This is a genomic window from Mycobacterium sp. NGS63 (genome assembly GCF_059812295.1).
The window spans coordinates 280,642-299,332 of record NZ_JCALCJ010000004.1 but is presented as its reverse complement, the minus strand read 5'-3'; the positions used below and the strand labels follow the sequence as shown (position 1 = coordinate 299,332).

Here is an 18,691-nt window from a genome sequence, read left to right as displayed (position 1 = left end):
CGACGTGGTATATTCGAACGTATGTTCGATACCTTGGTGGCGGTCGATCCGGTGGCCGACGAGTCCGCGCTGGTGGAGCGCATCGCCGAACTGGAGCGGCTCAAGGCCGCCGCCGCGGCAGGTCAGGCCCGGTTGGCGGCCGCCTTCGACGCCGCGCGCCGAGCGGCCGAGTCCGCCGCCGGGGTGCCCTCCGCGCGGCGCGGGCGCGGGGTGGCAAGCGAGATCGCGCTGGCCCGCCAGGACTCTCCCGCTCGCGGTGGCCGGCACCTGGGTTTCGCCAAGGCGCTGGTGCACGAGATGCCGCACACCCTGGCGGCCCTGGAACGCGGGGCACTGTCGGAATGGCGGGCCACCCTGATCGTTCGCGAGAGCGCCTGCCTGGACGTCGAGGACCGCCGCAGGCTGGACGCCGAGTTGTGCGCCGACGCGGCCGGATTGGCCGGGATGGGCGACGCACGCGTGGCCGCGGCGGCCAAGGCGATCGCCTACCGGCTCGACCCGCACGCCGTGGTCGAGCGTGCGGCCAAGGCCCACGACGAACGCACCGTCACCATCCGTCCGGCCCCCGACACCATGGCCTACCTGACCGCGCTGCTCCCGGTGGCCAAGGGCGTGGCGGTGTATGCGGCGCTCAAGCGCGCGGCCGACACCACGTTCGACGACCGCTCCCGCGGCCAGGTCATGGCCGACACCCTGGTCGAGCGGGTCACCGGACGCCCGGCCGAGGTGGCCGAGCCGATCGCGGTCAACCTGGTGCTGCACGACGAGACCCTGCTGGGCGGCGCCGATACGCCGGCCGACCTGTCCGGGTATGGGCCTATCCCCGCGGCCGTCGCGCGCGCCTTGATCGCCGGCGCGGCCGGCGACCGGCGCTCCAAGGCGACGCTGCGCCGGCTCTACGCCCATCCGCGCTCGGGGGCGCTGGTGGCCATGGAGTCACGGGCGCGGCTGTTCCCGCGCGGGCTGGCCACCTTCATCGACCTGCGCGACGGGCGCTGCCGCACCCCGTACTGCGATGCGCCGATCCGCCACCGCGACCACGCCCAACCCTGGGCCGAAGGCGGCCCCACCACCGCCGCCAATGGCCTGGGCTGCTGTGAACGCTGTAACTACGCCAAGCAAACCGCGGGCTGGCGGGTACGCACCACGATCGACGAAAACCACACCCACACAGCCGAATTCACCACGCCGACGGGTCACAGCTACCGGTCGGCGGCCCCGCCCCGCGCGCCGACCGTCACCCTCGACGAAGTCGAACTCCACGTCGGCGTCACGCTCGTGAACTACGCCGCGTAGTCACGCCGGCCGGGTTATCCCGGGTTGGCGAGGCGCTCGACGTCGATGACCTCACCGCGATTGATGCTGACCCAATCCCGCCCGTCGAGGTACGGGCGCAGGCTGCGGCCGATGAGATCGAGATCGGCCTGCGCCTTGGGCCGCTGCAGTTCGTAGACGTGCGGCAGCTCGGCCATGCCGGTGACGACACCCCACAACGTCAGGGCGGCCGCACCGGTCGGCGGGTCCACCAGCACGGGCCCGAACAGGCACTGCCCCGACAGGAACAACGTCGGCACCCCGAATCCGCCGGCCTCGACGACGCGCCGATGGTCCTCGCGAATGTCGTCGTGCGTGGTCGGGTCGTCCAGCGCCGCGTCCAGGACCGCCGGGTCGGCGCCGATGTCGCCCAACAGCTTTCGCGCCACCGCGGGATCGTGAGGCTTGCCGCCCAGCGTGTGCAGCTCGCGCCCGATCGCGGCGTACCAGCGGTCCAGCGCCGCCATCTCGGTCCGGCGCAGCAGCGCCCCGATGCGCATCAGCGACCACCCGTAGGACCACTCCCGTTCCCATGGGTGCTTCTGGCCCTCGGCGCGGTTGACCTCCTCGAGGGAGAAGAACCGCCAATTGACCGCGATGCCGAGTTGCTCGCGGACGTCGCGGATCCACAACGAGGTCTGGTAGGCGAACGGGCACATCGGGTCGAAGTGAAAGTCCACGCTGGTACTCATCGGGATGTCCCTAGTAGTGATACGTGTCCGAGGGCGCTGGCGAGTGCACCCGCTCCTCGTCGTCGAACTCCGACGCCACGATGCCGTACGCGCGGGCCAGCTCGAGAATCTTGGTCGCCCGCGCGATGCGCGGCAGGTCGGAGCCGTTGCGGATCTCTCCCCCGTCGCGTTCGAATTCGGCGAAAAACTCCTTGGCCCAGGATATTTCGTCGTGTGACGGCGACAGCCCCTCGTTCACCACGGCGCACTGGTCGGGCGTCAGGCAGATCTTGCCGGTCATCCCGAATTCGACGGAAACGGCCGTCGCCTCGATGAGCTTCAGCGCGTTGGAACCGATGGTCGGCCCGTCGATCGCGCTGGGCAGGTTGGCCGCCTTGGCCGCGATGGTGAAGCGCGACCGCGCGTACGCCAGCGTGGTGGGGCTTTCGCCGAAGCCGGTGTCGCGGCGAAAATCGCCGATGCCAAAGGCCAGCCGGAAGGTGCCCTTGGCCGCGGCGATCTCGGTGATGCGCTCGAGGCCCCGCGCCGTTTCGACCAGGGCCACGATCGGGACATTGGGCAAGCGCTGGGCGGTCTCGGTGACGTGGTCCACCGACTCGACCATCGCCAGCATCACCCCGCCGACCGGGGTTCCGGCCAGCGCCGCCAAGTCGTCCGCCCACCACGGGGTGCCGAACCCGTTGATGCGGACCCAGTCGGTGTTCTCGGGGCTGAGCCAGTTGACCACGTTGTCGCGCGCGGCCTGCTTGTCCTTGGGCGCCACGGCGTCCTCGATGTCGAGCACGACGATGTCGGCGCGGGAATGCGCCGCGGCCTGGAACCGGTCGGCGTGCGCGCCGTTGACCAGCAGCCAGCTGCGCGCGAGGACGGGATCGATGCGCCACCCGATGTCGGCGGGATCCGGCGCTTGGTCGTCGACCTGGTCGTACATTGCGTGATCTGTCGCCATGTTTCATTCCGTGGGTGCTAATTGGTGTGCTTAAACCGTAGCGGCACGGCCGACCGGGTGGTCGCTAGGTGGCCCTAAGCCCGCCTTGCCGCGGCTTGCCCCGGCGCCACAGCAGGCCGCCGATCGCCAGCGCGACGCACAGCACGAGCGCGGCGAGCAGCGACTGCAGCGCAAAGACCGCCAAGTCGTTGACGTCGTAGAAGTCGTCTCCGTTCACGCACTGAAAGCTCACCGTGGTGCCCGATTGGCCCGGCTTGTAGCTGTAGTGCGAGGTGTTGTAGGCCATGGTGTACCCGCTGCCGCACACGATCGGGCTCATCCACAGCGCGGTCGACGGGATGAGCGCGGTGACCGCCGCCGCGCCGCCGGCGCAGATGCCGATCGCCCCGCCGAGCATCCCGATGATCGCTCCCACACGATCGGCCCCGACGAGCTTGCGCCGCGGCGCCGCAACGTATTCCGCCGAGTACGTGTGCCCGCGGGGCGCCAGGAAAACGGGATCCGACGGGTCGCAACGCTGGTAAACGACTTCGCCGCCGACCTTGATCGTCCCGCCGGCCCGCAGGCCGGCGCGGGCCAGGGCATCTTTGTACTGTTCCGGCGACAAACCCGCCTCGACGACGGCCCGCGACAGCGCCTCACGAAGCTGCGCCACCTTCGGTCCCGACGGCAGCGCCTGCGCCAGCCGGTGCGCGTGCTCGTCGATGGCCTCCAGCTGAGCGGCGGAAACGGGGGCCGGCTGGCCGACGGGCCGGCTCGCCGCGGCGGCCGATTTCGCCTCGGCGAGCTGGCGTTCCAGGTCCGCGATGCGCTTCTGCTGCGCGAGCTGGCGCTCCAGCTCGCCAATGCGCTGCTCGGGATCCTGCGGGCCCATCAGCAAATGATCCCACTTTGCGATGTGCGGCGCACCCACGCGTTCAATTCCGATCAAACCGCCGACGACGCGTTTGCCCAGCAACCTAGCCGCCCACCGTCGTGCGGCGAACAATCGGCGCGCATTTGGTTTTACCGGCGTCGAGCGGGGTAGCCGGTGGCTTGCGACAGACACGTCGCTTGTTCGAGGGGACTAGAGCCGACTGGCCCCGAACTCTGTCTCGGTCACCCCATCTCGATCGAGAGAAACCCATTCAGGAGTAATCATGCGTAAAACCCTTGCAGTCATTTCGACGACCGGAGCCCTGTTGTTCGGCGGGGCCGGCGTCGCCAACGCCACCGTCGAGAGTGCTCCGGCGCCGTCGCAGACCACAACGACCTTGGCGGACAACAACAATGACCAGCAGCAGCACAGCGACAAGTCAGGTTTGTGGGGGCTGCTCGGCCTCCTCGGCTTGGGTGGGCTCGTGGGGCTGAAGCGCCGCAGGGACACCGACGCGGTCACCGGTGTCGGGACAACCACACCGCGCGGGGGTGCCGTCTAGCCGGCTCCGTCGCGGCCCCCGCCATGCGCCGTGCGCGTCTGGCGGGGGCCGCGCGACACCCGCGTTTACACGTCCCCTCGCCGGGTACGTGTGGCGCAGCGGTGCACAGCCGAAGCCCGCTCCCCTCACATCCCCTAGCACTGGAGGTATCGGCGATGGCCGAGATGATCGTCCAATCACCCGAGGAAGTCGTCGCGTTCCTCAAGGCGCAGCACAACCTCATCGAGGACATGTTCGACGACGTGCTGCATGCGTCGGACCCCCAAGCGCGCGAGAAGCCGTTCGTCGAATTGCGCCAACTGCTGGCCGTGCACGAGACGGCCGAGGAGATGGTGGTGCATCCGCGGGTGCGCCGCGAGGCCGACGCCGGCGACGACATCGTGGACGCCCGGCTCAAAGAAGAGCACGAGGCCAAGGAAATGCTGTCGCAGATCGAAAAACTCGACATCACCTCGCAGCAGTTCATTGACGAGATCACCAAGCTCCGCGACGCCGTGCTCGATCACGCCCGGCACGAGGAGGACGAGGAATTCCCCGTGCTGGAACGCAACGTCGACACCGACGACCTCAAGCGGATGGGCTCGGCGGTGCGCGCCGCCGAGGCCATCGCCCCCACGCGCCCGCATCCCGGCGTGGAATCGGCGAAGCTGAACTTCGCCGTCGGGCCGTTCGCCTCGATGCTCGACCGCGCCCGCGACCTGATCGAGCAAGCCATCGGCTAGCCGCGGCCTTCCGTAGTCTCGGTGGGATGAGCGTCGCACCGGACACCACCGTCGCGTTAGGCGACCGGTTCTTCCGCGAACTGCCGGAACTGGCCGTCCGCTGGCAAGCCGAGACCGCCCCCGACCCGCGGTTGCTCACGCTCAACGAGCCGCTGGCCGCGGAGCTTGGCCTCGATGTCGACTGGCTGCGCGGCCCCGACGGGCTGCGTTTTTTGGTCGGCAACCGGGTTCCCGACGGCGCCGTCCCGGTGGCTCAGGCCTACGCCGGGCATCAGTTCGGTGGCTACGTCCCGCGGCTGGGCGACGGGCGCGCGCTGCTGCTCGGCGAACTCGTCGACACCGACGGGCGCCTGCGCGACATCCACCTGAAGGGCTCCGGTCCCACCCCCTTCGCGCGCGGCGGCGACGGCCTGGCCGCCGTGGGACCGATGCTGCGCGAATACATCGTCAGCGAAGCGATGCACGCACTAAGTGTCCCGACGACGCGGTCGCTGGCCGTGGTGGCCACCGGGCGACCGGTGGAACGCGACGCGGTACTGCCCGGCGCCGTGCTCACCCGCGTCGCCGGCAGCCACCTGCGCGTCGGGACCTTCCAATACGCGTCGGCCTCCGGCGACCTGGGCCTGCTGCGCCGCCTCGCCGACCACGCCATCGCACGCCACCACCCGCGCGCGGCGCGGGCCGACCGACCGTACCTGGCGCTCTTCGAAGCCGTGGCCGCCGTCCAGGCGTCGCTGATCGCGCGATGGATGCTGATCGGGTTCGTCCACGGCGTGATGAACACCGACAACATGACCATCTCCGGCGAAACCATCGACTACGGGCCGTGCGCCTTCATGGAGGCCTACGACCCGGAGACGGTATTCAGCTCGATCGACTTCTGGGGCCGCTACTCCTACGGCAGCCAGCCGCTGGTCGCGGGATGGAACCTGGCCCGGTTCGCCGAGGCGCTTCTTCCGTTGCTGTCCAACAACATTGAGGAATCCGTCGCGCTGGCCGAGGAGGCGTTCGGGGTGTTCCAGCCGACGTACGACGCCGTGTGGTCTTCGGGCATGCGCGCCAAACTGGGCTTGTCCGCCGACCTCGACGCCGGCGTCGTCACGCCGTTGGTCGACGAATTGCTCGGCCTGCTTCAGGAGAGCCACGTCGACTACACCTCGTTCTTCCGCCGGCTCGGGCAGGCGGCCCGCGGGGATGCCGAACCCGCGCGCGGACTGTTCGTCAACCTCGCGGGCTTCGACGACTGGACGTCACGCTGGCGGGCCCTGGGCCCCGACGCCGACACGATGGACCGCACCAACCCGATCTACATCCCGCGCAACCACCTGGTCGAGGAGGCGCTGACGGCGGCGACGGCCGGCGACCTCGATCCGCTCGCGCGGCTTCTGGATGCCGTCGGCGCGCCGTACGACGAACGGCCCGGCCTGCAGCGCTACGCCAGCCCCGCGCCGGAGGACTTCGGGAAATACCAAACCTTCTGCGGCACCTGAGATCACGCGAGTTTCGCGAACTCGGCCTGCAGCTCGTCCAGGCGCCGCAGCGTCTGGTCGCGAGGCTCGGTGGGCAACTCCACCAGAACCTGCTCCAGCCCCAGCCGCAGGTAGCCCTCGACACTGTCCGCCGTCGGCTTCCCCGCGTGGATGTTGATCACCGGCACCTCGTGATCGGCGCCCGCGCGCAATTGGTCGAGCTGGCCCGACAGAACGTCCGGCGACGGGCTCATCGAAATCCAGCCCGCGTTGAGCCGCGCGATGCGTGGGAAACTCGCCGGCCCGCCGCCCAGATACACCGGCGGGTGCGGCCGCGTCAGGGGCTTCGGCCAACTGTAGATCGGATCGAAATCCACGAATTTCCCGTGGAATTCGGCCTTCTCCTGGGTCCAGATCTCGATCATCGCGCATAGCCGCTCTTCGACCACCCGCCCGCGCACCTTGGGATCGACGCCGTGGTTGGCGATCTCTTCACGCAACCAGCCCACGCCCACCCCGAAGCGAAACCGCCCCCGCGAGATCAGGTCAAGCGACGCAACCTCTTTGGCCGTCAGGATCGGGTCGCGCTGCGGGATCAACGCGATGCCGGTACCGACGAGCAGCCGCTCCGTCGCCACCGCCGCCGCCGTCAACGCCACGAACGGATCGAGCGTGCGGTAGTACTTCGGCGGAATCGGGCCGCCGCCCGGGTAGGGGGTCTTGGCGTCGACCGGGATGTGCGAATGCTCGGCCAAAAACAGCGACGCGAACCCGCGTTGCTCCAGCGCCTGGCCCAATTCGACCGGGCCGATCCCCTCGTCGGTAACGAAGGTCAGGATGCCGAATCGCACGCTTGCTCCTTTGCGGTCCGGCGGGTCGCCCCCCAGAGCCCGACCCCGATACCGACCGCGGCGCCGCCCAGGCCGACGAGCCGCTGCGAAGGCTTCAGCTCCTCATGCACCCGCAACCCGCCGAGCAGGTCCGCCGCGTCGGCGCCGCCGGAGGCGAGGAACCAGCCCCGGGTGCCCCTGCCGCGCAGCGCCGCGACGGCGAGCAGCCCGCCGATCAACGCATCGCGGTAGCCCATCGAATGCAGCAGCAATCGCGCCGTCGGCGTCGGCTCCTCCGGATCGCCCCACAACCGGTTCGCCCGGAGCGGGTCCACGAGAAAGGAGATGCCCGACGCGAGTCGGATGCTGCCGGCGAGGAGCGCGGCACGGTCAATCGACATGGCCGAAGCCTAGACCAACCCGACAGGACGCATAGAAAAAACTAATTGTCATCGATGCGCGCCGAATGCGAACTATTGTTCACCGAAAGTTTGATTTCGATGACCGCATTCCCGACGGCCGGCGCGCCGACCGTGACCGCCCGGTGATCGTTGACCGCAAACGCGTTTTGGCGACAACGGATTTGCCGCGACGGCTTCCGCCGGCGCGGGGACGGCGGCCAAAAACTGAGCGACCAGCCACAAGTCCCGTCAGGTTGATCTTGAATGTAACTATTGTGCATCCGTCTAACGATGCGTCGGCAACATTGGCCCGGTGGTTGCGCGCGTTGGACGGCGACTCGTTCGGCACTGGCTTTACGAAAGTGCATGTGTACGAACGGTTCGGGCGTTATTTTGCTTAACTATGACGGGACAGGGGGATCCGCTCGCGCGCCGGCAGCCATTCGCCGGCCGTCCGGTCACGCCACGGCGTAAAAAGCTCGCCCCAGACCCAGACGTTCGCCGCGCCATTGTGGATGCCGCGTCCAAATCGGTTCGTGAGCAAGGGGTTCGAGGGCTCAGCGTCGCCGCCGTATTGGAACGCGCCCGGCTGAGCACCCGGGCCTTCTATCGGCATTTCGATTCGAAGGACCAGTTGGTTGCGGCCGTCTTCCTCGACATGACGCGCACCGAGGTGGTGCGGCTGCGGGCAAGGATGGCGCACGCCACCAACCCGGTCGAGGCGGTCGCCGCCTGGATTGACGGACGGCTCGACCTCGCCTTCGACGAAGACATCAAGGCGGAGCTGCGGCAGCTGTCGCTGGAGGCTCAGTCGAAGGCGGTCTCCTCGCCCGACATGGTGACGCCCGCCTACAGCGCGATTCTCGAGCCGCTCATCGAGCAGCTTCAGCGCGGCCTGGAACTCGGCGTGTTCAAGGACATCATTCCCGCGACCGCGGCCAAGTCCATCCACGGCGTGGTGTGGGCCGGCACTCAACGGCAGTGGGCGGTGCACCACTGGGACCGCGAGCACGTACGCGACCGTGCGGTTCGGTTCTGCCTGCGCGGACTGGGCGTGGCACCACACACGATCGAACAAGTCACCGCGGACGAAGAAGCCGTGGGTTAGGCGGCGCGGGGGGCACTAGCGAACTGAAGTGAAAACGTGAGTTTTCACGGTGAAAAGCAGGTTTTCGGAAACCGAGTACGGGGGTATCTACGCAGCTGTGACACACATGTCAAATCCGGCCGTCTCAACCAGGCGCAACAAACTCGCTCCGGACCCCGATGTTCGCTGCGCCATTTTGACCGCCGCATCCAGCTCCATGCACGACCACGGGGTGCGGGGGCTCAGCATCGCCGCGGTGCTCGAGCGCGCGCAGCTGAGCACCCGCGCGTTCTACCGACATTTCGAATCAAAGGACCAGTTGGTCGCGGCGGTCTTCCTCGAGCTGGCGCGAATGGAAACGCAAAGGCTGCGAGCGAAAATGGCGGATGCCGCCGACCCGGTGGAAGCCGTCGTCGCCTGGGTCGACGGACGGCTCGAACTCGCCTTCGGCGAGGGCAGCGACCTGGGCCGGCGTCGCCTGACGCTGGAAGCCCATTCGAAAGCCTTCTCCTCTCCGGAGATGACCGCGCCCGCCTACAGCGCGATTCTCGAACCGCTCGTCGAGCAGCTCGAGCGTGGCCTGGAACTCGGTGTGTTCGAGGACATCATCCCCGCGACCGCGGCCAAGTCGATCCACGGCGTGGTGTGGGCCGGCACGCAGCGACAGTGGGCGACACACCGTTGGGATCACACCGTTGTTCGCGATCGTGCGCTGCGGTTCTGCCTGCGCGGGCTGGGCGTCGCGCCGCACACGATCGAACACGTCACCCGGCGCGAGACGGTAGCCAGCTAGCGGGTCACTTGGCCGGGCAGGCCTCGGCGATCTGGATCGAGGCCGGCCACAGTGCCGCCGTCACGCCGAACGCCGCGACGTCGGCGCCCGACGGCAGCACGCTTTCCAGCCGCGTCTGAATCCGTTGGGTTTCGTCGGCATGCACGACGGCCCAGACGAAGCCGATCGTCAGGTAGGGAATCGCCAGCCACAGCGCCAACTCGAGCAGCGCGCCGACACTGACTTCGTACTGCAGCACGCGCCGCAGGGCATTCATCGCGACCGTCATAACGCGCACTCCCCTGCACGGCATGGCTTTAACTCCTCGTGAGGTTCTCACATCGGTCGCCCGATGGCTACCATGACCGTCATGGCCGAGCCGTCCCCGGCTGGCGACGAAACGTTCGCACTCAACCGTGCCGAGACGGTTGCCGTTCCCAATGACGCGGCTTCGGATGGGGTCGATCGCACGTCCCGGCGCGACTATGACGACGACGTCCCAGGTGAACCGGCCGCCGACCGCCAGTCGTGGAGTGCCACGTGGCGCCGAGCCGCCGTGCTGCTGGCGGGCGGTCTCGCCCTCGCCGGGGGAATCGTTCTGGCTTTCTGGCTGGCGACGCCGTCGTCCAAGGGTCCAGCGCCGCCGCCGGCCGGCGGCGCGGCGCCCGCACCGGCCACACCGCAGGCGACCGCCGCCGCGCCGTCGTCAATAGCCTCCACACCGGAGCAGGACAACAAGTACGTGCAGGACTTGAATGACCATGGCATCTCGTTCGCCAATCCCGAGGCCGCCGTGCACAACGGCAAGGTGGTGTGCGACGACATCCGTCAGGGCATGACGGTGTCCCAGATCGCCGCGTCGTTTCGCGCGAGCAATCCGGGGCTCGATGCCGATACGTACGTCACCCTTTCCGTGCGCGCGTACTGCCCACAGAACGCCAACCTGGTTGGCGGAGGACCGTAAATGCTAGGCGCGATGCAACGTCAGCGATACGATCGGCCCATCGCCTAGACGGATTCGAGTTGGCCATGAATCACATGCGGCCCCCCGGGACCCCCGGGACCCTGTACGGACCTCCGCAACCGTGACAGACTTCGGCATCGGCCCGGCTGGGTCGACGAACTCCGGAATGCAAACGGTGCGATATTGATTGGTCCACGAAGCGCATGACTGCCCCGGCGCCCCGATCCCGGCAGACTCCCGTCGCGGTTTTCATCGGCGCGACGGCCGTCGCGATAGCCGCCCTGGCGGGTCTCATCTCCGTCGGCGTCTACCTGTCCCGAGACAAGACCGCTATTTCGCCGGGGCCGCAGACGGTGACGATCAGCCCGTCGGCCGCGGCGATGTCCCCGGCCGACGGAGCGGACGCGCAATTCCTGTCCACGCTGGACAGCTACGGCATCACCGACAACGGCAAGGCCGCCATCCGTCAGCGCTACATGGAGTTGGGCCACCACACCTGTTTTCTGCTGTTGCCGCCGCGGCCACAGTCACTGGAGCTGACGGTGACCAACATCCTGGACGCGCAGACCCAGGACATCGCCGCCGGCAATCGGTGGCCGAAGCGGTTCACGCATGACGACGCCGAGCATTTGGCGCAGGCCGCCGTCGGCGCCTACTGCCCCAGCGCGGCGAAGTAACGCGGTGGATTTCGTCGACCGCCGCCGATTGCTCCGGCTGGTCGGCGGCGCCGGGTTGGCGTCCATGCTAAGCGCGCGCGCAGATCCCACCGCGAGCTCGGCGCCCGGCCCCACCTCGGCCCAGTTGCTCTGCCGGGACGCCTGGGGCGCGAAACCCGCCCGCCCCGGAGGAAAGCCGCACACCATCACCCGGATGACCCTGCACCACGAGGCCGTGGTCCTCGGCGACAACCGCAACGCCCCCGGCCGGTTACAGCAGGACCAGCACTACCACCAAGACCAACTGGGCTGGATCGACATCGCGTACCACGTCGGCGTCGACCGCAACGGCAACATCTACGAACTGCGCAGCACCGCGATCGCCGGTGACACCGCGACGGACTACGACACCACGGGACACTTCCTGGTGCTGTGCGAAGGTGACTTCGACCAGGAGGCGGTGTCGGAGGCCCAGCTGCACGGGGCCGCCGTCGCGTTTGCCTGGGCGGCGCAGAACTTTCGCATCTCCAGCGCCACGCTGGCGGGCCATCGCGACTTCGCCCAGACGTCCTGTCCGGGCGCCAACCTCTATGCCCACCTCTCCTCGGGCGACCTCAAGAATCGCATCGACAATCTGCTGGCCGCCGGCGGTGTGGACCTGCAGCGCTTCTGCGGAACCGAGGCCGCCGCACGGGTCGCTGCTATCGAGGCGGGCAATTAGCTTGCGCCGCATCGAGAGTGAAGACTTGCACCGCGGCTGACTTGCCCTTCAACTCGTGGGATCCCCGGTGGACCAGGTCCGGCGGCCGGGTGGTCAGCGCGTCGACGCACGACTGGGTCAGCAGGATCACGTCGCCCGTGGTCTTGGTGAGCTGCTCGACGCGGGCGGCGACGTTGACAGTGTCACCGATTAGCGTGAACTCGAGTTTGCCTCCGCCGCCGATGGTTCCGGCGATCACCACGCCGGTGTTGATCCCGATGCCGATCCGCAGTGCGCCGCCGAAGCGCTGCGCGACGAGGCGCTGAATTTCGACGGCGACTTCCACCGCAGAATCGGCATGTCCCGCAAGGTCGTTCGGTGCGCCGAAGACTGCCAGCGCCCCGTCGCCTAGGAACTTGTTCACATGCCCACCGGCATGGACGACGGCGGGAACCACGATCTCGAACAGCGCGTTGAGCCGCGCCACGGTGTCCTCGGCCGTGTTCGCCTCGGCGAACGGGGTGAAATCACGGATGTCGACGAACATCACGGTCACCTCGCGGCGCTCGCCGGTGAACACGTCGTCGCCCTGCTCGAGCAGCCGCGCGGCCAGTGTTGGGTCGACGTAGGTGCCGAACGCGCCCTGAAGCCGTTGGCGCTCAGCCAGACCCGCCTGCATGCGGTTGAACGACGCCGACAGGGCCCCGAGGTCGTCGTCCTGGACCACCGGCAGGCGCTGGCTATAGTCCCCCGCCGCAACGCGTTCGGCGCCCTTGGCGAGGTCGCGAATGGGTTGCAGCGATCTCGAGAATCCGAATCCGACGGTCACCGGCACGGCGAAGGCAACCGCCATCGCACCCCCGATCACGATCGACAGGATGGGGGCGGCGCTGACTCGATTGGAAACTGCGGCAAGCAATGCCCCTCCGGCGCCGTACGCAAACGTGGCGGCGACCACCGACACGTTCGACCTTGTGGCGAAGGTCGGGCGTGCGCGCGGCAGCGAATCGCCGAGTCCCGTGTCACCGGCTAGGGCGATCCTGGCTGGGCGCCACGCCGCCTCCACGATGCTGTGATGGGCTACCAGCATGATCGCCGCTCCGATGGCTGCGGCCACGATCCCGTATTGCACCAGCCGCGTCCAACGGGCTCCGACCATCACACCGACGACGACCGCCAACCCGGCGGCCCAGACGGCGGTGCCCCACACCGATCGGACAGTCGCCCTCCGTGTGTTGATGTAGGTGCCCTCCAGCGCGGCCGCTCGATCGATGTTGTGGCCCGCGGCAAACTGCTCCGCGGCGCGTACCAAGCGGCGACCCGGAAGGACGAAGATGCACGCAAGCACCACCACCGCGGCGACGGTGGCGGCTCCGACCTCGATGTAGCGACCGGCCTTCTCGAACGCGACGATCGGGAAGGATATGAATACGAAGTAGATCGGGAGCGAGATGAAATATGCGAGCACGCTCCATACCAAGAGATACCTTGTACCAAACCGATCCCACGTCCACTGAATGAAGCGGTCCATGCGAGGAGATTACCGTCGGGCCGCGGCCCCCTCCCCTTCCGCGAGCGCCCGTGTTTGTACGGGGCACGCCGATAACTGTTGGCATTTTGGGGACTCTCGCCGAAGAAAAGTGCGAAGGTAGGGCCGATGCCACGATTTCTGGGTGTGCCGCTCGCGATTGCCGCGATCGCGATGTGCCTGACCGCCGCGCCGGCGGCGGCCGTCGGTGACTGGGAGTGCGGTGTCATCCTGCCGGCGACCGACCGGCTGGAAACCTGGTTCAACGAGGTGTCCCCGACGGGGACACCGGCGTGGGTGGCGGGGCAGATCCGCAATGCGCTGGCGCCGCTGCACGGCGTGACCGTTCCGGCAGCGATCGACCTGCGGGTCCGGTCGGGCATGCTGGCATCGCAGATCGACGGCAGCGACGTCTACCGGCCGGCCAACTCGGAACAACTCGCCGGCGACCTCGACGAGGCCCGAAAGCAGTTGGCGGCGTCCCGCGACTTCTGCGCGCCCTAGGGACCGGCTACCGCTGCTGCCCCTGGCGCCAGCGCCGAATCTCGATGCGCTGGGCGTCGGGCCAGATGGCCATGGCGGCCGGTGAGGCGCAAAAGGTTTCCTCGGCCTGGCGGAGATTCATGTCGACCGCGTGCAGGCCGTCTTCCTGGTGGGCGCGGCAGACGACGGTCAGGACCCGGTGCGTGTCGGGGTCCACCTCTTCCGCTTCGATGGTCAGCACCACGACGAGCGTGTACCCGGCGCCGGTCGGCAGATAGAACGTGAGGTCCCGGCTGTCCAGCCCGCCGCCATTGGTCACCAGATAGCCGTCGCCGCTTTGATAGACGGCCTGCCCGACCATCTGGGTGCGTTCGTAGTGCAGGCGATCGCCCGGTGCTCGCCACACCGCGAACAGCGTATTCGGGCTGCCGTTGAACGGGTTTCGGGCGATCGGGATGATCAACTCGTCGCGGCCGTCGCCGTCGATGTCCTGTAGCCCGACACCCCCCGGGCTCGACGGCTGCAGCAGCTCGTCGATGGTCTGCACCACCTCGCCCGACGGGTCGGTGATGGTGACCTTGGCAGCCCTGGGCCCGGGTAACTCGGGCGCGGTCCAGTAGGTGACGGCGAAATCGAGGGAACCGGAGTGCATGCGGCAATCGGTATGCGGCGACGTGGCTTTCGGCGTGATGAGCGCGGCGCCCTGCGGGCACGGCGGCAGCGCGGTGTCAGCCGCCGCGGACGGACACACGATGCCCGCGACGGCCATCGTCATCGCGGCGGCCAGCGATGAGAGCCGCTGCACGGCCACGCGCCTACCGCTTGGGCGCCGGCTTGGCGGGAGCGGGAGCGGGAGGGGCCCCCGGCGGGGGGAGCTGCTCCTCGACGGGTGGGCGGGTGCCGGTCTTGGGGCCGATGTCGCAGACCTGAAAGGCGTTGCCCACCTTGTTGACGGTGACCTGCAGCAGGATGATCGACACCTTGGGCGTCGGGTTTTGCAGATTGCGCGTGGTTTGGTGCGCCGACACCACCACCTGGTAGGCCCCGCCGGGCTGGGCGGTCGGATCGGTGGCCAGCACCTCACCGGTGGAGCTGACCTGCGCCTGCAGCATGATGCCCTTGAGTAGGTCGGTGGCGTTGACGTACTTGTCCTTAAGCTGTTGGCACACACCGTCTTCGACCGACCGGAAGAAGGCGTCCGGGTCCTCGAAGCTATAGGTGAGCGACTTCTGCGCGTACTCCTTGGCCACCTGCGCCGCCGCGTCGCGATCGGCCTGGTCCCGACGCAGCTGCGCGAGTTGGCCGGTCACGTCGCGATACTTCATGAACCCGAACACGCCGCCGGCGATCACCGCCGCCGCCGCGATGGCCGCAACCCAGCGGCCCGGCCGCTTCGGATGCAAGCGCAGCTTGCTCAGCCGGCTGGACCGCGCGTCGTCATCAACGGCGGCGACGGTCTCGTCGATGTCGTCCGTCTCGTCCACCTTGTCGTCTTTGATGTCGTCTTTGATCGTCGAGCTGGCCATTTCCGTTACTTCCTCACTCATTGGTGCCATTCGGGGACGTTGAGCTGCACGCGCATGCCCCCGGTGTCGTTGAAGGTCGATTCCCAGAAGTCCAGCCAGTGCCCGTAGTCGACCTTGACGTCGTGCAGCGGGGCGACCGCGGGTTGCAGGACGGGCGCGAAGGTGCTCAGCGGTCCGGCCAGCATGTCCAGGTATTCGCCGAGCTTGGTCACCAGCACTCCGGCCGCGTCGTCGGGGCCCACCACGCCCACGCCGCTGTGCGAAAGGGTCTCAATTTCGTGGATCAGCCGCAAAAAAGCCGGAACCGAGCGCGGCAGCAGCTTTCCGGTCTGGCTGATCACTTCGCCGGCGTTGAGCTCACCGAGGTTGGTGGTGAACGTCGCGATGTTGCCGAACAGCGTTGCCATCAACTGCTTGTCGTCGTGTATCACTTTGGCGGTCAACCCGGCCGTGGTGGCCAGGGAATCGAGGGTGCCGTCGTTGCCGGCGAACGCCGCACCGATGTTGCTGATGATGGTACGTGCGTGATCGGGGTTGAGCGCCGAGATCAGGGCGTTGCCCTTGGTGAGCAGGTCGCTGCCGGTCACCATCGGCGCGACCCGGTCGGGTGGGATGACCGTCCCGTCGGTGAAGTACGGCGGCGCAATCAGTTTCGGCCTGAACTCGATGTATTGCTCGCCGGCCGCGGACAGGTTTTCCACGCTGATCGCGCTGTTGGCGGGGACGGGGTGCGAGCGGTCGAGGTCGATCGAGACCGCCAGCCCCGTCGTGGTGGTCCGGATGCCGGTCACCCGGCCCACCTTGACGCCGCGCATCGTCACCTCGGAGGTGGGCAGCAGGCCGCCGGAGGTGTTGAGCAACAGGGTGAGACGGGTGACTTCTTTGGTCGGGCCGATGTCGAGCACACCGACCGCCATGTAGGCCGCGCCGAGCAGCGTCAACGCGGTCAGGATGGCCAGCGTGATGCGGGCATTGAACTTCATGGGATCAGCCCCATCGTCCGCATCGCGGAGACCGCCGCATCGGCCTTGTCGGCGGGGTCCACGCCTTCGTGGCCAGTCGGTGGATGAAGTTCGGAGACAATGTATTTCGGTCCTCCGTTGCGGAAGAAGCCGAGGAGCTTGTAGTGCAGGAACGCGATCAGCTTGTCGGCGAGAACCGGAATGGTGGTGTCGGCGGTGGCCACCGTGTTAATCCAGGGCGTGATGTAGGACAACATCTGCATCATGTCGCCGTTGACCGGGTTCACGATCTGTGCGCCGAAATCGCTGATCTCTTTCGAGTCCGCGACGACGTGCAGGATGGCCAGTGTGATCGCGGACAGGCCTTCGAGCTTCGGGGGGCCCTCGGTCACCAACCGGTTGAACACTGCGGTGTTCGCCGCCAGGTTGGCACTGATGTTCTCCAGACTCGACAGCATGCCGTTGATCGTGTCCGTGTTGGCGGCCAGGTCGTTGAGTACGCCGCCGATGGTCTGCTGGATGCGCGTCAGCTCGGCAGGGTCTTTCGGGAACGCCTTGTTGAAGTTGACGACGGTGTCTTGCAGGGTGCCGATCGTGCCGCCGGCCACCAGGTTGGATACCGACCGCAACACGTCCTCGACGTTGGCGGCCGGGGCGGTGTTGCGCAGTGGGATGGTGTCACCGTCACGCAATAGCGCCGTCGACGGGTTGTCCGCCGGCAGCAGCGCGATATAGACGTCGCCGAGCGGGGTGGCCTGGCGCAGTTCGGCGCGGGTGTTGCCGGGAAGCCTGCTGTCGCCGGACATGTCGACGTAGGCGACCGCGGTGTTGCCGTCGAGCTGCACGTGGTCGAGCACGCCGATCTGCACTCCCCCGGAGTCCACCTTGGCCCGCGCGGGCAGGTTGAGCACGCTGGAAAACTCGATCTTTACCCGGTACGCGTGGTGGGGGGTGTAGGCGCCCGGCACCGGCAGCCGGGTCGGATCCAGCGAGCACGCCGCCGCGAGGCTCATCGCCGCGGCGAAGAGCAGGACACGGGCAGCGCGCGTCATTCGTCCGGTCATGACAGCGCGGCCCCCAGGATGAGGTCGGTCAGGCCGAGGGTGACCGGATCCGACGCGGTGCCCGACGCGCAGGCCGCGGCGGCACCGGGGATGTGGCGCCGCTGCAGCCCCTCGCAGATGGCGCCGGCCTGCGATGGGGAAATCGCCACCTGCGGTGGGATATACGTGACGTTGTGAGTGCCCCACGCCGGCTCGTAGATGTCGGTCAGCCAGTGGCTGAACTGCGGCCACGAATTGATGGTGGCCAGGATGGCCGGGGTGTGGGCGTTGAGGACGCGCTGCACCCAGGAGACCAGCTTTTCGATCTTCTTATAGATCCGCGGCCCGAACCGGTTCATCATTTCGACCAAGATCGGCAGCAGGTGCGTCAGGTGACTGATGGCGGTCGCAAAGTTGTCCGACAGGCCCTCGACCAATTCCGTTGTGGCGGGCAGCGTCTGGATCACCGAGGCGAAGCTGTCCCAGTTCTTGAGGAAGTCCGAGGTGAGGATCTCACCGTTTTCGAACAGCGACCGGTAGTCGGCGTCGGCCTTGTACGGGTCGGCGAGCATGGTCACCAGATTGCGCAGCGTTTGGTTGAGGCCGGCGCCGGTGCCGTCCAGCGAGCGGCTGGCCGCGCCCAGGCTGTCGTTGATGGCCTGCACGCCGGGCGCCTTCGACGGGTCCTGGCCTTCCTGAGGCCCGAGGATGGCGTCGGCGAGTTTGCCTATGGCGGCGAAGGTTTCGCTGACGCTGATCGGGGTTTTGGTGGACTTCAGCTTGATGCACCCGGGGCCGGTGAACTTCGGGCCGCCGGTGTAGGGCTTGGTCAGCTCGATGTGGCGGTCGGTGACAATCGATTGCGAGTAGGTGACCGCGCCGACGTCGGCCGGCAGGTCGAGGTCGGCGGGCACGGTGAAATCGACCTCGACGAACGCTGGCTTGTTGACGATCGCGGTCGTCGAACCGACCTCGATGCCCAGCAGCGCCACCTTGTTGCCCGGGTACAGCCCGACGGCGTCGGTCAGCTCGGCGCACATCGCCCGGGTGTTGTTGGGCATCACCAGCTTGGCGCCGATGATCGCCACCGCCGCGACGGCGGCGATGACGACGACCACCGTCGCGATGCCCAGTGGGGACCGCAACCGGGAGCCGAGCGCCGAAATCCTTGCCAT

The 18,691-nt window shown here is 67.9% G+C and carries 22 protein-coding genes; 10 read left to right on the top strand and 12 right to left on the bottom strand.

Annotated features, from left to right (window positions below):
• The first annotated feature begins 21 nt into the window (after window positions 1-21).
• Window positions 22-1,296 carry an HNH endonuclease gene (locus tag AC5Y4Z_RS11990; protein WP_499963918.1) on the top strand — a complete coding sequence of 425 codons (1,275 nt, stop codon included), beginning with the start codon at window positions 22-24 and terminating at the stop codon, window positions 1,294-1,296.
• A 14-nt stretch (window positions 1,297-1,310) separates the two neighbouring features.
• On the opposite strand, the gene AC5Y4Z_RS11985 is transcribed toward AC5Y4Z_RS11990, so the two are convergent.
• From AC5Y4Z_RS11985 to AC5Y4Z_RS11975, 3 genes are all read right to left on the bottom strand, one after another.
• Window positions 1,311-2,006 (bottom strand): mycothiol-dependent nitroreductase Rv2466c family protein, encoded by a 696-nt coding sequence (locus AC5Y4Z_RS11985; protein ID WP_499963915.1) that lies wholly within the window; start codon window positions 2,004-2,006, stop codon window positions 1,311-1,313.
• Between the two features lie 10 nt (window positions 2,007-2,016).
• Window positions 2,017-2,937, bottom strand: coding sequence for an HpcH/HpaI aldolase/citrate lyase family protein (locus AC5Y4Z_RS11980; protein WP_499964782.1), 921 nt, complete (start codon window positions 2,935-2,937; stop codon window positions 2,017-2,019).
• Window positions 2,938-3,019: 82 nt separating this feature from the next.
• On the bottom strand, window positions 3,020-3,829 hold the full coding sequence (locus tag AC5Y4Z_RS11975) for a hypothetical protein (RefSeq protein ID WP_499963913.1): 810 nt from the start codon (window positions 3,827-3,829) through the stop codon (window positions 3,020-3,022).
• 265 nt (window positions 3,830-4,094) lie between these two features.
• Between AC5Y4Z_RS11975 and AC5Y4Z_RS11970 the strand changes: the two genes are divergently transcribed.
• From AC5Y4Z_RS11970 to AC5Y4Z_RS11960, 3 genes are all read left to right on the top strand, one after another.
• Window positions 4,095-4,373, top strand: a complete 279-nt coding sequence (locus AC5Y4Z_RS11970; protein ID WP_499963911.1) for a WGxxGxxG family protein — start codon at window positions 4,095-4,097, stop codon at window positions 4,371-4,373.
• A 155-nt stretch (window positions 4,374-4,528) separates the two neighbouring features.
• Window positions 4,529-5,095, top strand: a complete 567-nt coding sequence (locus tag AC5Y4Z_RS11965) for a hemerythrin domain-containing protein (RefSeq protein WP_499963909.1) — start codon at window positions 4,529-4,531, stop codon at window positions 5,093-5,095.
• A 26-nt stretch (window positions 5,096-5,121) separates the two neighbouring features.
• Window positions 5,122-6,585: a protein adenylyltransferase SelO gene (locus AC5Y4Z_RS11960; protein ID WP_499963907.1), complete on the top strand. Its 1,464-nt coding sequence runs from the start codon at window positions 5,122-5,124 to the stop codon at window positions 6,583-6,585.
• A gap of 2 nt (window positions 6,586-6,587) precedes the next feature.
• Here the strand turns inward: AC5Y4Z_RS11960 and AC5Y4Z_RS11955 are convergent, their stop codons facing one another.
• The gene (locus AC5Y4Z_RS11955; protein WP_499963905.1) at window positions 6,588-7,415 is read right to left on the bottom strand and encodes an LLM class F420-dependent oxidoreductase; all 828 of its coding nucleotides are present in this window, start codon (window positions 7,413-7,415) and stop codon (window positions 6,588-6,590) included.
• Window positions 7,397-7,795 carry a DUF4267 domain-containing protein gene (locus AC5Y4Z_RS11950; protein ID WP_499963903.1) on the bottom strand — a complete coding sequence of 133 codons (399 nt, stop codon included), beginning with the start codon at window positions 7,793-7,795 and terminating at the stop codon, window positions 7,397-7,399. Before AC5Y4Z_RS11950 ends, AC5Y4Z_RS11955 begins: the two co-directional genes overlap by 19 nt.
• Window positions 7,796-8,198: 403 nt before the next feature.
• Here AC5Y4Z_RS11950 and AC5Y4Z_RS11945 point away from each other — a divergent pair, with 403 nt between their 5' ends.
• Window positions 8,199-8,903 carry a TetR/AcrR family transcriptional regulator gene (locus AC5Y4Z_RS11945; RefSeq protein WP_499963901.1) on the top strand — a complete coding sequence of 235 codons (705 nt, stop codon included), beginning with the start codon at window positions 8,199-8,201 and terminating at the stop codon, window positions 8,901-8,903.
• Window positions 8,904-9,009: 106 nt separating this feature from the next.
• Entirely contained in the window at window positions 9,010-9,675 is a 666-nt protein-coding gene (locus AC5Y4Z_RS11940) for a TetR/AcrR family transcriptional regulator (RefSeq protein WP_499963899.1), read from the top strand.
• A 4-nt stretch (window positions 9,676-9,679) separates the two neighbouring features.
• Here AC5Y4Z_RS11940 and AC5Y4Z_RS11935 read toward each other — a convergent pair whose 3' ends face one another.
• Window positions 9,680-9,943: a hypothetical protein gene (locus AC5Y4Z_RS11935; protein WP_499963897.1), complete on the bottom strand. Its 264-nt coding sequence runs from the start codon at window positions 9,941-9,943 to the stop codon at window positions 9,680-9,682.
• 81 nt (window positions 9,944-10,024) lie between these two features.
• On the opposite strand from AC5Y4Z_RS11935, the gene AC5Y4Z_RS11930 reads away from it, so the two are divergent.
• The 3 genes from AC5Y4Z_RS11930 (at window position 10,025) to AC5Y4Z_RS11920 (ending at window position 11,995) form a co-directional block, all read left to right on the top strand.
• A complete protein-coding gene (locus AC5Y4Z_RS11930) occupies window positions 10,025-10,618 on the top strand; it encodes a DUF732 domain-containing protein (protein WP_499963895.1) in 594 nt (197 codons plus the stop codon).
• A 203-nt stretch (window positions 10,619-10,821) separates the two neighbouring features.
• On the top strand, window positions 10,822-11,295 hold the full coding sequence (locus AC5Y4Z_RS11925; RefSeq protein WP_499963892.1) for a DUF732 domain-containing protein: 474 nt from the start codon (window positions 10,822-10,824) through the stop codon (window positions 11,293-11,295).
• A 4-nt stretch (window positions 11,296-11,299) separates the two neighbouring features.
• Window positions 11,300-11,995, top strand: coding sequence for a peptidoglycan recognition protein family protein (locus AC5Y4Z_RS11920; RefSeq protein WP_499963890.1), 696 nt, complete (start codon window positions 11,300-11,302; stop codon window positions 11,993-11,995).
• On the opposite strand, the gene AC5Y4Z_RS11915 is transcribed toward AC5Y4Z_RS11920, so the two are convergent.
• Window positions 11,976-13,505 carry an adenylate/guanylate cyclase domain-containing protein gene (locus AC5Y4Z_RS11915; RefSeq protein WP_499963888.1) on the bottom strand — a complete coding sequence of 510 codons (1,530 nt, stop codon included), beginning with the start codon at window positions 13,503-13,505 and terminating at the stop codon, window positions 11,976-11,978. The two genes, AC5Y4Z_RS11920 and AC5Y4Z_RS11915, sit on opposite strands and share 20 nt — an antisense overlap.
• A 126-nt stretch (window positions 13,506-13,631) precedes the next feature.
• On the opposite strand from AC5Y4Z_RS11915, the gene AC5Y4Z_RS11910 reads away from it, so the two are divergent.
• Window positions 13,632-14,006: a hypothetical protein gene (locus AC5Y4Z_RS11910; RefSeq protein WP_499963886.1), complete on the top strand. Its 375-nt coding sequence runs from the start codon at window positions 13,632-13,634 to the stop codon at window positions 14,004-14,006.
• A 7-nt stretch (window positions 14,007-14,013) separates the two neighbouring features.
• On the opposite strand, the gene AC5Y4Z_RS11905 is transcribed toward AC5Y4Z_RS11910, so the two are convergent.
• Genes AC5Y4Z_RS11905 through AC5Y4Z_RS11885 form a run of 5 tightly spaced genes read right to left on the bottom strand, consistent with a single transcriptional unit; the run spans window position 14,014 to window position 18,691 of the window.
• Entirely contained in the window at window positions 14,014-14,760 is a 747-nt protein-coding gene (locus AC5Y4Z_RS11905; protein ID WP_499964780.1) for a hypothetical protein, read from the bottom strand.
• Between the two features lie 40 nt (window positions 14,761-14,800).
• A complete protein-coding gene (locus tag AC5Y4Z_RS11900; protein ID WP_499963884.1) occupies window positions 14,801-15,532 on the bottom strand; it encodes a hypothetical protein in 732 nt (243 codons plus the stop codon).
• On the bottom strand, window positions 15,529-16,494 hold the full coding sequence (locus AC5Y4Z_RS11895; RefSeq protein ID WP_499963882.1) for an MlaD family protein: 966 nt from the start codon (window positions 16,492-16,494) through the stop codon (window positions 15,529-15,531). The genes AC5Y4Z_RS11900 and AC5Y4Z_RS11895 overlap by 4 nt, the downstream gene beginning before the upstream one ends.
• A complete protein-coding gene (locus tag AC5Y4Z_RS11890; RefSeq protein ID WP_499963880.1) occupies window positions 16,491-17,525 on the bottom strand; it encodes an MlaD family protein in 1,035 nt (344 codons plus the stop codon). The genes AC5Y4Z_RS11895 and AC5Y4Z_RS11890 overlap by 4 nt, the downstream gene beginning before the upstream one ends.
• Window positions 17,526-17,533: 8 nt before the next feature.
• A complete protein-coding gene (locus AC5Y4Z_RS11885; RefSeq protein ID WP_499963877.1) occupies window positions 17,534-18,691 on the bottom strand; it encodes an MlaD family protein in 1,158 nt (385 codons plus the stop codon).